Annotated in this window: 15 protein-coding genes and 5 tRNA genes; 17 read left to right on the top strand and 3 right to left on the bottom strand. The window is 41.0% G+C overall.

Going from position 1 to position 13,534, the window contains the following annotated elements; all coding sequences use genetic code 11:
- Positions 1 to 18: 18 nt before the first annotated feature.
- Together gltX and AB3G73_RS14500 are read left to right on the top strand one after the other, a co-directional pair.
- A complete protein-coding gene (gltX, locus tag AB3G73_RS14505; protein ID WP_122137475.1) occupies positions 19 to 1,536 on the top strand; it encodes a glutamate--tRNA ligase in 1,518 nt (505 codons plus the stop codon).
- 13 nt (positions 1,537 to 1,549) lie between these two features.
- Complete coding sequence (locus AB3G73_RS14500; protein ID WP_004296372.1) at positions 1,550 to 2,773, top strand: 3-deoxy-D-manno-octulosonic acid transferase; 1,224 nt, start codon at positions 1,550 to 1,552, stop codon at positions 2,771 to 2,773.
- Positions 2,774 to 2,965: 192 nt separating this feature from the next.
- On the opposite strand, the gene AB3G73_RS14495 is transcribed toward AB3G73_RS14500, so the two are convergent.
- The 3 genes from AB3G73_RS14495 to AB3G73_RS14485 form a co-directional block, all read right to left on the bottom strand.
- Entirely contained in the window at positions 2,966 to 4,177 is a 1,212-nt protein-coding gene (locus AB3G73_RS14495; protein WP_217722731.1) for a TlpA disulfide reductase family protein, read from the bottom strand.
- A 306-nt stretch (positions 4,178 to 4,483) separates the two neighbouring features.
- Complete coding sequence (locus AB3G73_RS14490) at positions 4,484 to 4,996, bottom strand: gamma carbonic anhydrase family protein (RefSeq protein WP_008997822.1); 513 nt, start codon at positions 4,994 to 4,996, stop codon at positions 4,484 to 4,486.
- Positions 4,997 to 5,146: 150 nt separating this feature from the next.
- The gene (locus AB3G73_RS14485) at positions 5,147 to 6,928 is read right to left on the bottom strand and encodes an aminopeptidase P family protein (RefSeq protein ID WP_148365527.1); all 1,782 of its coding nucleotides are present in this window, start codon (positions 6,926 to 6,928) and stop codon (positions 5,147 to 5,149) included.
- Between the two features lie 188 nt (positions 6,929 to 7,116).
- Between AB3G73_RS14485 and rpsU the strand changes: the two genes are divergently transcribed.
- The 15 genes from rpsU to rplL all read left to right on the top strand — a co-directional run bounded on the left by rpsU (position 7,117) and on the right by rplL (position 13,451).
- A complete protein-coding gene (gene rpsU / locus AB3G73_RS14480) occupies positions 7,117 to 7,308 on the top strand; it encodes a 30S ribosomal protein S21 (protein ID WP_002558090.1) in 192 nt (63 codons plus the stop codon).
- A 73-nt stretch (positions 7,309 to 7,381) separates the two neighbouring features.
- On the top strand, positions 7,382 to 8,263 hold the full coding sequence (gene xerC / locus AB3G73_RS14475; protein ID WP_367745148.1) for a tyrosine recombinase XerC: 882 nt from the start codon (positions 7,382 to 7,384) through the stop codon (positions 8,261 to 8,263).
- Between the two features lie 15 nt (positions 8,264 to 8,278).
- Positions 8,279 to 8,578: a ribosome-associated translation inhibitor RaiA gene (gene raiA, locus AB3G73_RS14470; RefSeq protein WP_004310895.1), complete on the top strand. Its 300-nt coding sequence runs from the start codon at positions 8,279 to 8,281 to the stop codon at positions 8,576 to 8,578.
- Between the two features lie 97 nt (positions 8,579 to 8,675).
- Positions 8,676 to 8,749 (top strand) — tRNA-Thr (locus tag AB3G73_RS14465).
- 85 nt (positions 8,750 to 8,834) lie between these two features.
- A tRNA-Tyr gene (locus AB3G73_RS14460) sits at positions 8,835 to 8,917 on the top strand.
- A gap of 28 nt (positions 8,918 to 8,945) precedes the next feature.
- Positions 8,946 to 9,018 (top strand) — tRNA-Gly (locus AB3G73_RS14455).
- A gap of 10 nt (positions 9,019 to 9,028) precedes the next feature.
- A tRNA-Thr gene (locus AB3G73_RS14450) sits at positions 9,029 to 9,100 on the top strand.
- 51 nt (positions 9,101 to 9,151) lie between these two features.
- The gene (gene tuf / locus AB3G73_RS14445; RefSeq protein WP_008997824.1) at positions 9,152 to 10,336 is read left to right on the top strand and encodes an elongation factor Tu; all 1,185 of its coding nucleotides are present in this window, start codon (positions 9,152 to 9,154) and stop codon (positions 10,334 to 10,336) included.
- Between the two features lie 53 nt (positions 10,337 to 10,389).
- Positions 10,390 to 10,462 (top strand) — tRNA-Trp (locus tag AB3G73_RS14440).
- 14 nt (positions 10,463 to 10,476) lie between these two features.
- On the top strand, positions 10,477 to 10,668 hold the full coding sequence (gene secE / locus AB3G73_RS14435; protein WP_004296363.1) for a preprotein translocase subunit SecE: 192 nt from the start codon (positions 10,477 to 10,479) through the stop codon (positions 10,666 to 10,668).
- A 17-nt stretch (positions 10,669 to 10,685) separates the two neighbouring features.
- Positions 10,686 to 11,228, top strand: a complete 543-nt coding sequence (gene nusG / locus AB3G73_RS14430) for a transcription termination/antitermination protein NusG (RefSeq protein ID WP_004296362.1) — start codon at positions 10,686 to 10,688, stop codon at positions 11,226 to 11,228.
- Between the two features lie 61 nt (positions 11,229 to 11,289).
- Positions 11,290 to 11,733, top strand: a complete 444-nt coding sequence (gene rplK / locus AB3G73_RS14425) for a 50S ribosomal protein L11 (protein ID WP_004307548.1) — start codon at positions 11,290 to 11,292, stop codon at positions 11,731 to 11,733.
- Positions 11,734 to 11,748: 15 nt separating this feature from the next.
- The gene (gene rplA, locus AB3G73_RS14420; protein WP_004296360.1) at positions 11,749 to 12,447 is read left to right on the top strand and encodes a 50S ribosomal protein L1; all 699 of its coding nucleotides are present in this window, start codon (positions 11,749 to 11,751) and stop codon (positions 12,445 to 12,447) included.
- 15 nt (positions 12,448 to 12,462) lie between these two features.
- The gene (gene rplJ, locus AB3G73_RS14415) at positions 12,463 to 12,984 is read left to right on the top strand and encodes a 50S ribosomal protein L10 (RefSeq protein ID WP_099145748.1); all 522 of its coding nucleotides are present in this window, start codon (positions 12,463 to 12,465) and stop codon (positions 12,982 to 12,984) included.
- Between the two features lie 92 nt (positions 12,985 to 13,076).
- Positions 13,077 to 13,451 carry a 50S ribosomal protein L7/L12 gene (gene rplL / locus AB3G73_RS14410; protein ID WP_004296358.1) on the top strand — a complete coding sequence of 125 codons (375 nt, stop codon included), beginning with the start codon at positions 13,077 to 13,079 and terminating at the stop codon, positions 13,449 to 13,451.
- Positions 13,452 to 13,534 lie beyond the last annotated feature (83 nt).

Below are 13,534 nucleotides of genomic sequence, written 5' to 3'. Positions count from 1 at the left end.
CCTATACTAACCCAAATTATGGCAGAAAGAAAAGTAAGAGTTCGTTTTGCTCCAAGTCCTACGGGAGCATTGCACATCGGTGGTGTGCGTACAGCTTTGTATAATTATCTATTTGCGCGTCAACACGGCGGAGACTTGATATTTCGTATTGAAGACACTGACTCTAACCGGTTCGTTCCGGGAGCGGAAGAGTATATACTCGAATCTTTTAAGTGGTTGGGTATCCACTTTGACGAGGGAGTGAGCTTCGGTGGTGAACACGGTCCGTACCGTCAGTCGGAACGCCGCGAAATCTACAAGAAATATGTGCAGATTTTGCTGGAAAATGGAAAAGCATACATCGCTTTTGATACTCCGGAGGAACTGGACGCTAAGCGTGCTGAAATTGCTAACTTCCAATATGATGCATCTACCCGTGGTATGATGCGCAACTCATTAACTATGCCGAAGGAAGAAGTGGATGCACTGATTGCTGAAGGCAAACAATATGTTGTTCGTTTCAAAATCGAACCGAATGAAGATATTCATGTAAATGACCTGATTCGTGGTGAAGTAGTAATAAACTCATCTATTCTGGATGATAAAGTGCTTTATAAATCGGCTGACGAACTGCCTACTTACCATTTGGCAAATATCGTGGATGACCATTTGATGGAAGTTTCCCACGTGATTCGTGGTGAGGAATGGTTGCCTTCCGCTCCTTTGCATGTGTTGTTGTACCGTGCTTTCGGCTGGGAAGATACGATGCCGGAGTTTGCTCACCTGCCTTTGTTGTTGAAACCGGAAGGTAATGGAAAATTAAGCAAGCGTGACGGTGACCGTCTCGGATTCCCTGTATTCCCATTGGAATGGCACGATCCGAAATCCGGAGAAATCTCTTCTGGTTATCGTGAATCCGGTTATTTGCCCGAAGCTGTGATTAATTTCCTGGCTTTATTGGGATGGAATCCGGGTAATGATCAGGAAGTGATGTCGATGGACGAATTGATTAAATTGTTTGATCTTCACCGTTGCAGCAAGTCGGGAGCTAAGTTCGACTATAAAAAAGGAATATGGTTCAATCATCAATATATACAGCAGAAACCTAACGAAGAAATTGCGGAACTGTTCTTGCCTTTCTTGAAAGAACAAGGCGTAGAGGCTCCTTTCGAAAAGGTAGTGACTGTGGTTGGCATGATGAAAGACCGGGTAAGTTTCATTAAAGAACTGTGGGATGTATGTAGCTTCTTCTTTGTGGCTCCTACCGAATATGACGAAAAGACGGTGAAGAAACGTTGGAAAGAAGATTCTGCCAAATGTATGACCGAATTGGCGGAAGTGATTGCCGGTATTGAAGATTTTAGCATTGAAGGACAGGAAAAAGTCGTTATGGACTGGATTGCAGAGAAAGGTTACCATACCGGTAATATCATGAATGCTTTCCGTCTGACATTGGTGGGTGAAGGAAAAGGCCCGCACATGTTCGATATTTCCTGGGTATTGGGCAAAGAGGAGACGATAGCTCGTATGAAACGGGCGGTAGAGGTTTTGAAGTAATCGACACAGTACTATGCTTTACGACCTGGCAATAGTCATTTATGACTTTATCGTCCATTTGGCTGCTCCGTTTAGCCGCAAGCCCCGGAAGATGATGAAGGGGCATTGGGTGGTGTATGAACTTTTACGCCAACAAGTGGAAAAAGGGGAACAGTATATTTGGTTTCACGCTGCTTCACTGGGGGAGTTTGAACAAGGACGCCCTCTGATAGAAATGATTCGTGAGAAATATCCTAACTATAAGATATTGCTGACATTTTTCTCTCCTTCCGGTTATGAAGTGCGTAAGCATTACCGGGGGGCGGATATTGTTTGCTATCTGCCGTTTGATAAGCCGAGGAATGTGAAGAAGTTCCTGGATATTGCAAATCCTTGCATGGCGTTCTTTATCAAATATGAGTTTTGGAAGAATTATCTGGATGAGCTGCACAAGCGCCGTATTCCGGTATATAGTGTGTCGTCCATCTTCCGTCGCGAACAGATATTCTTTAAATGGTACGGTGGCACTTATCGCAATGTCTTGAAAGATTTCGATCATCTGTTTGTTCAGAATGAGGCATCCAAACGTTATTTGTCGAAAATCGGCATCAGTCGTGTGACAGTGGTGGGGGATACCCGTTTTGACCGTGTACTGCAAATCCGCGAAGAGGCTAAAGAACTCCCGTTGGTGGAGAAATTTAAAGGAAACAATTCTTTTACTTTTGTTGCCGGAAGCTCATGGGGACCTGATGAGGATTTATTCCTCGAATATTTCAATAATCATCCGGAAATGAAGTTGATTATTGCTCCGCATGTGATCGATGAGAATCACCTGGTTGAGATCATCGGTAAACTGAAACGTCCGTATGTGCGCTATACCCGTGCTGACGAAAGAAATGTATTGAAAGCGGATTGCCTTATAATAGATTGCTTCGGCCTATTGTCCTCTATTTACCGTTATGGTGAAATAGCTTATATCGGCGGTGGTTTCGGAGTAGGAATTCACAACACATTGGAAGCGGCTGTATATGGTATTCCGGTGATTTTCGGACCGAAGTATCAGAAATTCATGGAGGCTGTTCAATTGCTGGAAGCAAAAGGTGCTTATTCTATCAAAGATTACGATGAGCTGAAAACTTTGTTGGATCGTTTCCTGACAGATGAGGTCTTTTTGCGCGAAACCGGAACGAATGCCGGTTATTATGTGACTAGCAATGCCGGTGCGACGGAGAAGATTATGCACATGATTAATTTCTAAATATATTGTATCGATTAACGTAAGCCCTGATATAAGAGGGCAGTGCAAAAAACTTATAAATAAATGGAGAATCACCTTTAACACAATTTCTGTGCTAAAGGTGATTCTTCATTTATAAGGTAGTTTAGGTACACTCCTCATTGTTTCTCTATGTTGGTAGCCAAGCATTTTATTTGTTGACTTCTAACTTTCTCATAGTAGTTCTTTTATTGCATTTATTATTTCTTTATCAGTATTCTCTTTACTATAACCTCTGATTACTTTTCGTATGATTCGCTCTTGGTCCATAATGAAAAAGTAAGGAGCAGCACCACCTGTCTGATATTCTTTGATAACCTCATTGGTTGCATTTAGAATGGTATAATTCAGTTCCTTTCGGTTTGCATAGTTCCGGATAGCAGATGTTTTTCGACTCCAGGATTCTATGGCAATGAGATCAAACTCTTCACTATTGAATGAATCTTTTAACTGTTTTAAAAAAGGAATAGCTGCCTGACAAGCACCACAACCGATACCGGTGAAGTTGATGAGTATGATTCTGCTTTTGCAGTCGGCTAATGATACGGGTTGTGCTTCTATGTTTTCTAATATCCAAGTGGGAGCTTTTTTACCGATAAGTTTGGAGGCTGATGAATCTCCGTCTTTCTTGTGGAGGTCGCTGTATTTTACTATTTCATAATCTTCCGGGAAATAATGAGCTGTATTGAAGTCGTTGATTGTTAAGTTATTAATCTGAAGATCCGAACACGTTGAAACGCTAATGTCATGGGACATCTCTCTTCGTTTCTTATAAGGTAGATCATTCGATTTATCAATCCATAGTTCGTATATGGAAGTCGTATTGCCAATGTCGAATGGAGGAAGAGGCAGGTGATAAGCTTTTCCAAAGAATTCAACCTGCTGATTTTCATCAATTACTAATTTGAAATAGTAATTATTGCCTTCGTCTTTTAGTTCTAGTGTAGTATGATCTTTGGTAGTAAGTGCATATTGGATGATGTTCTTTGCGTGGTTGAAGAATGGAGGGCTCACTGGTCTGAAAGGAAGTGGCCTGAATGTAAAATCATCAATTACTAATTTCTTGTTATCATGATAGGTCAATGCTCTTATGTTGCCGTCATAATAAAAATCCATCTTTGTTGTATCATTGGCATCCAGTGAAACATAACTTGCACCTATGGTCGAGTCCATGGGATTATTGTATTCTTTAACGAATCCATGCAGGATGGACAATGCTGTTGAATCGCCATGCTGCCAGCTTTCATTAGTGATGTTATATGTGGCGGATTCAATCTTTTCCAGTTTGGTAAGTACCTTCTTTAAATATTCTTTTCCAGAGTTTTGGGCATGGATGGTGGGTAGTGCCGTAAGAAAGAAGATGATAAGTAGTTGTTTGATTCTCATAAATGATGTAGGGTTATATGTTTCTATATTATGTGTGTTACTTTGACCGATTTACAAAGCTACGAATAATTCGTATTTTGTCTATATCCAATAGGTTAAATAACTTGAATGTGGACAATTTACGAATAGTTCAACAGAATGGATTGATTGGAATTAAATAATATGGTGGGAGAATGATGGGAGACAGCTAAAAATAGAATGAGAAATAATTATATGAATGTTATTAGGTGGATAAAAAGATGAGAGATACTTGTTTTGAAATGTATCTCTCATCTTATATCTGTTTAGTTATCTGATGTTTATCTTCTACTTATACCATTGAGAATACATCAGATAGTTGTGAGCGATCTTCTGATTAAGCTCTTTGGCTTGCTCAGGGTCTACGTTTTTGATAAACTTGGCAGGTACTCCTCCCCAGATGCTTCCGGGTTCAATAATGGTATTGCTTAATACCAATGAACCGGCGGCAACAATTGCACCTTCTCCTACTACGGCATGGTCCAGGATGGTTGATCCCATTCCAACTAGAGCATAGTCTTTGATGGTTGCCCCATGGATCGTAACATTGTGTCCTACAGATACATGGTCGCCTATTTCAATAGTCGATTTCTGGTATAATGTATGCAAGACACTTCCGTCTTGGATGTTAACGCCATTGCCGATTCGTATAGAGTTGACATCTCCTCTTAATACGGTACTAAACCAGATGCTACAATCATTTCCTATTTTTACATCTCCTATAATAGTTGCGTTATCTGCGAGAAAACAGTTTTCTCCGATTTCGGGGGTGAATCCGCGTACTGATTTTATTAAAGCCATGAGATTTGTTTGATTTAATAATGTTTTTTAGTTGATACTATGTTATGTTGTCCGACACCCGGGTGTCGGTCGTCCTGACACCCGGGTCTTGGTAAGCTTGACATCCGGGTGTTGGGTATGCTGACACCCGGGTGTCAGACATCTTATTTCTTAAATAGAAGTGGTAGCTTCCTGTAACCAGACTTTTTCTTCCTCGTTAAGATCTGGAGATAGCTTTTCGTAAACAGTCTGATGGTAATTATTCAGCCATTCGATTTCCTCCTTTGTCAACATCTCCTTGATGATCCCCTTTTTGCAGATAGGACATAAAGTGATAGTCTCAAATTTAAGATATTCTCCAAACATTCCTTCTCCATCTTTGCAGACTAACGTCAGATTCTCCGTACGTATCCCGTGACTGCCTGCCTTATAAACACCAGGTTCGTTGGATGTAATCATACCGGGTTGGAGAATTACAGGGTTCTCATTCATACGAATGCTTTGTGGACCTTCGTGTACACTCAAGAAATGCCCGACGCCGTGCCCTGTGCCATGGAGAAAGTTCATTCTGTGGTTCCAGATAGGCATACGCGCCAGTACATCGAGTTGCGCACCACGGGTTCCGGCTGGGAATTTGGCCATAGCCAATGCTATGTGTCCCTTTAATATTAAGGTATAATCCGTCTTTTCCTCTTCCGTCAGTTCGCCTAATGCGATGGTACGAGTGATGTCAGTGGTTCCGTCCAAGTATTGTGCCCCTGAATCTAAGAGTAGGAACCCTTTAGGCTGAAGGGGGACATCGCTTTCCGGCGTTGCCGAATAATGCACGATTGCTCCATGCTCTTTATATCCTGCAATGGTGTCGAAGCTTTCTCCCATGTAGAGAGGCTGTGCTGCTCTGAACTCATGCAGCTTTTTATCTATACTTAATTCAGTTTCTTTTCCGGTGGATACAGATTCTTCCAGCCACTTGAGAAATCTGACAAGTGCCACTCCATCCCGTTGCATGGCAGCATGGATGCCGGCTATTTCCTGCTCATTACGAATGGCTTTCAATAATGTGACGGGAGACTCGCCGCGAATAATGGAACATTTCGGATGGATGGCCGAGTAAATCGCATAATTCGTTTTCCGTGGATCAATAAGAATATTTTCTCCGGAGAAAGAATTCAGGAATGTCTCTACCTCATCATATTTCTGTATTCCTATTTGTTGTTTCTTTAGATAAGTCTCGACCTCCGGCGTCACTTTTTCCGGAGAAATAAAGTAAGTCACCTCATCCTGTGTAATTAACAGGTAGCTCACTATGACTGGATTGCAATGTACATCGTTTCCTCGTAGATTGAGAGTCCATGCTATTTCGTCCAGTGCAGATATGAATAAAGCATAGACGCCTTTCTTCTTCAACTCCGAACGGATGGCGGATATTTTTTCTTCGCAGCTTTTTCCTGCATATTTGATATCATAAATAAAAGCTGGAGAGTCAGGGATGGAGGGACGGTCTTTCCAGATGTTTTTTAATGGATCTCCAAATATATCTACCTGTAACTGATGTACCGCTAGTTCTTCTTTCATTTGTTCTACCTGTTGCACGGAGAACATTTTCCCGTCAATGCTTACAGATTCTCCGGGTTTTAAGTGCTGGCAGAGAAACTCTGTTATGCTTGGAGTTTCCGGCAACATCTCTTTGTAGAGTGTGATGCCGCTGCCTTCCAGCTCTTTCTCTGCCTGAAGGAAGTAACGTGAGTCGGTCCATAATCCCGCTTTGTCCATCAGGATGACCGCTGTTCCTGCGGAACCTGTGAAACCGGAAATCCATTCGCGTGACATCCAGTGGGGAGCCACATACTCACTAAGATGAGGGTCGGTGCTGGGGATAATGAATGCTTTGATGTAATTGGGATGGAAGGTCATGCGCAAAGCATGCACTCGTTCTTTTATGTTCTGTTTCATACCTTATTATATTATTATAGACATGTAAGTGTTTCAAAGGTACTAACTTTCTGCATTTAATGACTTGTTTATGAATAGTTTTTGAGAAATATTTGCCGAAAGTTTTGTGAATAAAGAAAGTATGTGTAATTTTGCGGCGCAATTTGACTGCGGAATTTTTTTAATCATAACATATTAATAGTAACAAAATGATTGTAGTACCTGTAAAAGAAGGCGAAAACATTGAAAAAGCGCTGAAGAAGTTCAAAAGAAAATTTGAGAAAACTGGCATCGTAAAAGAATTGAGAAGCAGACAGCAGTTTGATAAACCGTCTGTAACTAAAAGACTTAAGAAAGAACGCGCAGTTTACGTACAACAACTTCAGCAAGTAGAAGATTAATAATTCGTAATTTCCTTTGAATTATTGAATTCTTTTCATACATTCGTTGCACGATTTTAGATGTAGCGATATTATGTTGATAGAATCTTTTCTTGATTATCTCCAGTATGAGCGGAACTATTCTGAAAAAACCGTTCTTGCGTACGGTGAAGATATAAAGCAACTGCAGGAGTTTGCTCAGGAAGAGTATGGAAAGTTTAATCCGTTAGAGGTCGAGGCGGAACTGATTCGTGAATGGATTGTTTCATTGATGGATAAAGGGTATACCTCAACTTCTGTAAATCGTAAGCTAAGTTCGCTCCGAACGTTTTACAAGTATCTCATAAGACAGGGAGAAACGACTATGGATCCTTTGCGTAAAATAAAAGGACCTAAAAACAAAAAGCCGTTGCCTGTGTTCTTAAAAGAGAACGAAATGAATCGGTTGTTGGATGATACGGATTTTGGCGAAGGATTTAAAGGTTGTCGGGACCGGTTGGTGATTGAAGTGTTTTATGCTACTGGCATGAGACTTTCGGAATTAATAGGTTTGGATGATAAGGATGTGGATTTTTCGGCTTCTCTTCTGAAAGTGACCGGGAAAAGAAATAAGCAACGACTGATACCGTTCGGTGATGAACTGCGGGAGTTGATGCTTGAATATATTAATGTAAGAAACGAAACGATTCCGGAAAGGTCGGAGGCTTTCTTTATTAGAGAGAATGGCGAACGGCTTTATAAGAATCTGGTCTATAATTTAGTGAAACGGAACCTGTCAAAGGTGGCAACGCTGAAGAAAAGGAGTCCTCACGTGTTGAGGCATACTTTTGCTACCACAATGCTGAATAATGAAGCGGAGTTGGGTGCGGTAAAAGAACTTTTAGGTCACGAGAGCATTACGACTACCGAGATCTATACGCATGCCACATTTGAAGAACTTAAAAAAGTGTATAAACAAGCTCATCCAAGAGCTTAAAAAAAGGAGGTAAGTATGGATGTTAGAATTCAATCAATTCACTTTGATGCGTCAGAGCAATTGCAGGCATTTATTCAGAAGAAAGTGTCTAAGTTGGAAAAATATTACGAAGATATAAAGAAAGTAGAGGTGTCATTAAAGGTAGTAAAACCAGAAGTTGCTGAAAATAAAGAAGCAGGCATTAAAATATTAATCCCTAATGGAGAGTTTTATGCAAGCAAAGTGTGTGATACATTTGAAGAGGCAATTGATTTAGATGTGGAAGCGCTCGGAAAACAGCTGGTTAAATACAAGGAAAAGCAACGTAGCAAATAAAAAAATCCCAAATATTTTGCGGGAAAGAAATAAATAACTAAATTTGCAGCCGTTTCGCTCGCGTTAGAACGTGACGGTTGCATTTTTTAGTAAGTTTGCCTCTTTAGCTCAGTTGGCCAGAGCACGTGATTTGTAATCTCGGGGTCGTTGGTTCGAATCCGACAAGAGGCTCAAAAAGAAACTGAAGAACAAAGAAAGAACATCTGTCTTTATCATATTGTTTGAAAAGAGTTCTTTTATTTCTTGATTTTGAAAAGGGCAAATACCAGAGTGGCCAAATGGGGCAGACTGTAAATCTGCTGGCTTACGCCTTCGGTGGTTCGAATCCATCTTTGCCCACAATCAGAGTGACAACTTTGGCAAGAATGCGGAAGTAGCTCAGTTGATAGAGCATTAGCCTTCCAAGCTGAGGGTCGCGGGTTTGAGCCCCGTCTTCCGCTCTCTTTTCTTGCTGTTATAGCTCAGTGGTAGAGCACTTCCTTGGTAAGGAAGAGGTCCCGGGTTCAAATCCCGGTAACAGCTCATAAAGGATGTAAATGCTGATTATTAATCAAATAAATAACAAGTAAAGCTATGGCTAAAGAGAAATTTGAACGTACCAAACCGCATGTGAACATTGGTACAATCGGTCACGTAGACCACGGTAAGACAACGTTGACAGCTGCTATCACTACAGTGTTGGCAAAAAAAGGTCTTTCAGAATTGCGTTCTTTCGATTCTATCGACAACGCTCCTGAAGAAAAAGAAAGAGGTATTACTATCAATACTTCTCACGTTGAATATCAAACAGCTAACCGTCACTATGCACACGTAGACTGCCCGGGTCACGCTGACTACGTAAAGAACATGGTAACTGGTGCTGCTCAGATGGACGGTGCTATCATCGTTTGTGCTGCAACTGATGGTCCGATGCCTCAAACTCGCGAACACATTCTGTTGGCTCGTCAGGTAAACGTACCTCGTCTGGTTGTATTCTTGAACAAATGCGATATGGTAGACGACGAAGAAATGTTGGAACTCGTTGAAATGGAAATGAGAGAACTTCTTTCATTCTATGATTTCGACGGTGACAATACTCCTATCATCCGTGGTTCTGCTCTTGGCGCATTGAACGGTGTTGAAAAATGGGAAGACAAAGTTATGGAGCTGATGGATGCTGTTGATACTTGGATTCCACTGCCTCCGCGCGATGTTGATAAACCATTCTTGATGCCGGTTGAAGACGTATTCTCTATCACAGGTCGTGGTACTGTAGCAACAGGACGTATCGAAACAGGTATTATTCACGTTGGTGATGAAATTGAAATCCTTGGTTTAGGTGAAGATAAGAAATCAGTTGTAACTGGTGTTGAAATGTTCCGTAAACTGTTGGATCAAGGTGAAGCTGGTGATAACGTGGGTCTTTTGCTTCGTGGTGTTGACAAGAACGAAATCAAACGTGGTATGGTTCTTTGTAAACCGGGTCAGATTAAACCGCACTCTAAATTCAAAGCTGAGGTCTATATCCTGAAGAAAGAAGAAGGTGGTCGTCACACTCCGTTCCACAACAAATATCGTCCTCAGTTCTACTTGCGTACTATGGACTGTACAGGTGAAATCACTTTGCCGGAAGGAACAGAAATGGTAATGCCGGGTGATAACGTAACTATTACAGTTGAGTTGATCTACCCAGTAGCATTGAACCCGGGTCTTCGTTTCGCTATCCGCGAAGGTGGACGTACGGTAGGTGCTGGTCAGATTACTGAAATTATCGACTAATACACAATAATTAATCAGTTCCCGGTTTTTCATCGGGAACTGATTATGTACACACGGGAGTAGCTCAGTTGGTAGAGCACCGGTCTCCAAAACCGGGTGTCGGGAGTTCGAGCCTCTCCTCCCGTGCTAATATTATTGAAATGAAAAAGGTAATAGCTTATATTAAAGAATCTTACGACGAACTTGTACATAAAGTATCGTGGCCTACGTATTCTGAACTTGCTAACAGTGCAGTAGTTGTTTTATATGCTTCCCTGCTTATTGCATTGGTAGTATGGGGTATGGATGTCTGTTTCCAGAACTTCATGGAAAAAATCGTTTATCCACATTAAAAAAATAGGAATTGAAAATGGCTGAGATTGAAAAGAAATGGTACGTTCTGCGTGCTATTAGTGGAAAAGAAGCTAAGGTAAAGGAATATCTTGAAGCTGATCTTAAGAACAGCGACCTTGGTGAATATGTATCTCAGGTATTGATTCCTACTGAAAAAGTTTACCAGGTTCGCAATGGCAAAAAAATTGTGAAGGAAAGAAGTTATCTTCCTGGTTACGTTTTGGTGGAGGCTGCTTTGGTTGGTGAGGTCGCTCATCACTTGCGCAACACTCCGAATGTGATAGGCTTTTTAGGTGGCTCCGAGAAACCGGTGCCTCTCAGACAATCAGAAGTGAATCGTATACTTGGTACAGTGGACGAACTGCAGGAAACGGGTGAAGAACTCAATATTCCGTACGTAGTGGGTGAAACTGTAAAAGTTACTTTTGGACCTTTTAGCGGATTCAGTGGCATCATTGAAGAAGTGAATAGTGAAAAAAAGAAACTAAAGGTCATGGTAAAGATATTCGGGCGCAAAACACCGCTTGAATTGGGCTTTATGCAAGTGGAAAAGGAATAACACGGAATTGTTACGCTGTTGTTGTTCTTCGTTTAATGTTTATATATAAATCAATAAAAAAATGGCTAAAGAAGTTGCTGGACTAATCAAGTTACAGATTAAAGGAGGCGCTGCAAATCCATCACCTCCCGTTGGACCTGCTTTGGGTTCTAAGGGTATCAATATCATGGAATTTTGCAAGCAATTCAATGCCAGAACCCAAGACAAAGCAGGTAAAATTTTACCTGTTATCATTACTTACTACGCAGATAAGTCTTTCGATTTTGTAATCAAGACTCCTCCCGTTGCTATTCAATTACTTGAAGTAGCTAAGGTAAAGAGTGGTTCTGCTGAGCCTAACCGTAAGAAAGTTGCCGAGCTTACTTGGGAACAGATTCGTACGATTGCTCAGGACAAAATGGTTGACTTGAACTGTTTTACTGTGGAAGCTGCCATGAGAATGGTTGCAGGTACAGCTAGAAGTATGGGTATCGCTGTAAAAGGGGAGTTCCCGGTTAATAATTAATAAACTTCAATTGTAATGGGTAAACTGACAAAAAATCAAAAGTTAGCTGCAGAAAAGATTGAAGCAGGGAAAGCATACTCACTGAAAGAAGCTGCATCTTTGGTAAAAGAAATCACTTTTTCCAAATTCGATGCTTCACTGGATATTGATGTACGTTTAGGGGTTGACCCGCGTAAAGCTAACCAGATGGTGAGAGGTGTTGTTTCACTTCCTCATGGTACTGGTAAAGAAGTGCGTGTGTTGGTACTTTGTACACCGGATGCTGAAGCTGCTGCAAAAGAAGCAGGTGCTGACTATGTTGGTCTTGACGAATATATTGAAAAGATCAAAGGTGGATGGACTGATATTGATGTAATCATCACTATGCCATCTATCATGGGTAAAATTGGTGCACTCGGTCGTGTACTCGGTCCTCGTGGATTGATGCCGAACCCTAAGAGTGGTACTGTAACTATGGATGTTGCTAAGGCTGTAAAAGAAGTAAAACAAGGTAAAATTGACTTTAAGGTTGATAAGAGCGGTATTGTTCACACTTCTATCGGTAAGGTATCATTCAGTCCTGATCAGATTCGCGACAATGCGAAAGAGTTCATCTCTACTCTGAACAAACTGAAACCGACCGCAGCAAAGGGTACATATATTAAGAGTATTTATCTTTCTAGTACAATGAGTGCGGGTATTAAGATCGACCCGAAATCAGTGGATGAAATCTAATAAAACAGAGAAATAATGAGAAAGGAAGATAAAAGTACGATTATAGAGCAAATTGCTGCTACAGTAAAGGAATATGGTCACTTCTACTTGGTGGACGTTACAGCTATGGATGCTGCCGCTACCAGCGCATTGAGAAGAGATTGCTTTAAATCAGACATCAAATTGATGGTGGTTAAAAACACTCTGCTTCACAAGGCACTCGAAAGTTTGGAAGAAGACTTTTCACCTCTTTACGGTTCTTTGAAAGGTACTACTGCTGTTATGTTTAGCAATACTGCAAACGTTCCTGCTAAGCTGATCAAAGACAAAGCAAAAGACGGTATTCCCGGACTGAAAGCTGCATATGCAGAGGAAAGCTTCTACATTGGTGCTGACCAATTGGATGCTCTCGTTTCAATCAAGAGTAAGAATGAAGTTATCGCCGATATCGTTGCCTTGCTGCAATCTCCGGCCAAGAATGTTATTTCTGCTCTTCAATCAGGTGGTAACACCCTACACGGAGTTCTCAAGACTCTTGGTGAACGTACCGAAGCGTAAAAATGGAAAAAGGTGTTATAGCCTTGGGAATAACATCCCGAATAATTTTCAAAAATCAACAAAGTATTTAAACAATTAAAATCATACAAAAAATGGCAGATTTGAAAGCTTTTGCAGAACAATTAGTTAACTTGACAGTAAAAGAAGTTAATGAACTTGCAACTATCCTTAAAGAAGAATATGGTATTGAACCTGCTGCTGCAGCTGTAGCTGTTGCTGCTGGTCCTGCAGCTGGTGCTGCTGCCGCAGAAGAAAAAACTTCTTTCGACGTAGTATTGAAGAGCGCTGGTGCAGCTAAACTTCAGGTAGTTAAGGCCGTTAAGGAAGCTTGTGGTCTAGGTTTGAAAGAAGCTAAAGACTTGGTAGACGGTGCTCCTAGCACAGTTAAAGAAGGTTTGGCTAAAGACGAAGCAGAATCATTGAAGAAAACATTGGAAGAAGCTGGAGCTGAAGTTGAACTTAAATAACATTGGCCTGGTAATCAGGTAATTCGGTTAAGAATCCTTCACAAGAGGGTTCTTAACCTTTTTGTGTATATATTTCAAATTAA

Origin of the sequence: Bacteroides sp. L008 (genome assembly GCF_040812255.1) — a bacterium.
GTDB lineage: Bacteria > Bacteroidota > Bacteroidia > Bacteroidales > Bacteroidaceae > Bacteroides > Bacteroides vicugnae.
This window is presented reverse-complemented; position numbering and strand designations above follow the sequence as displayed.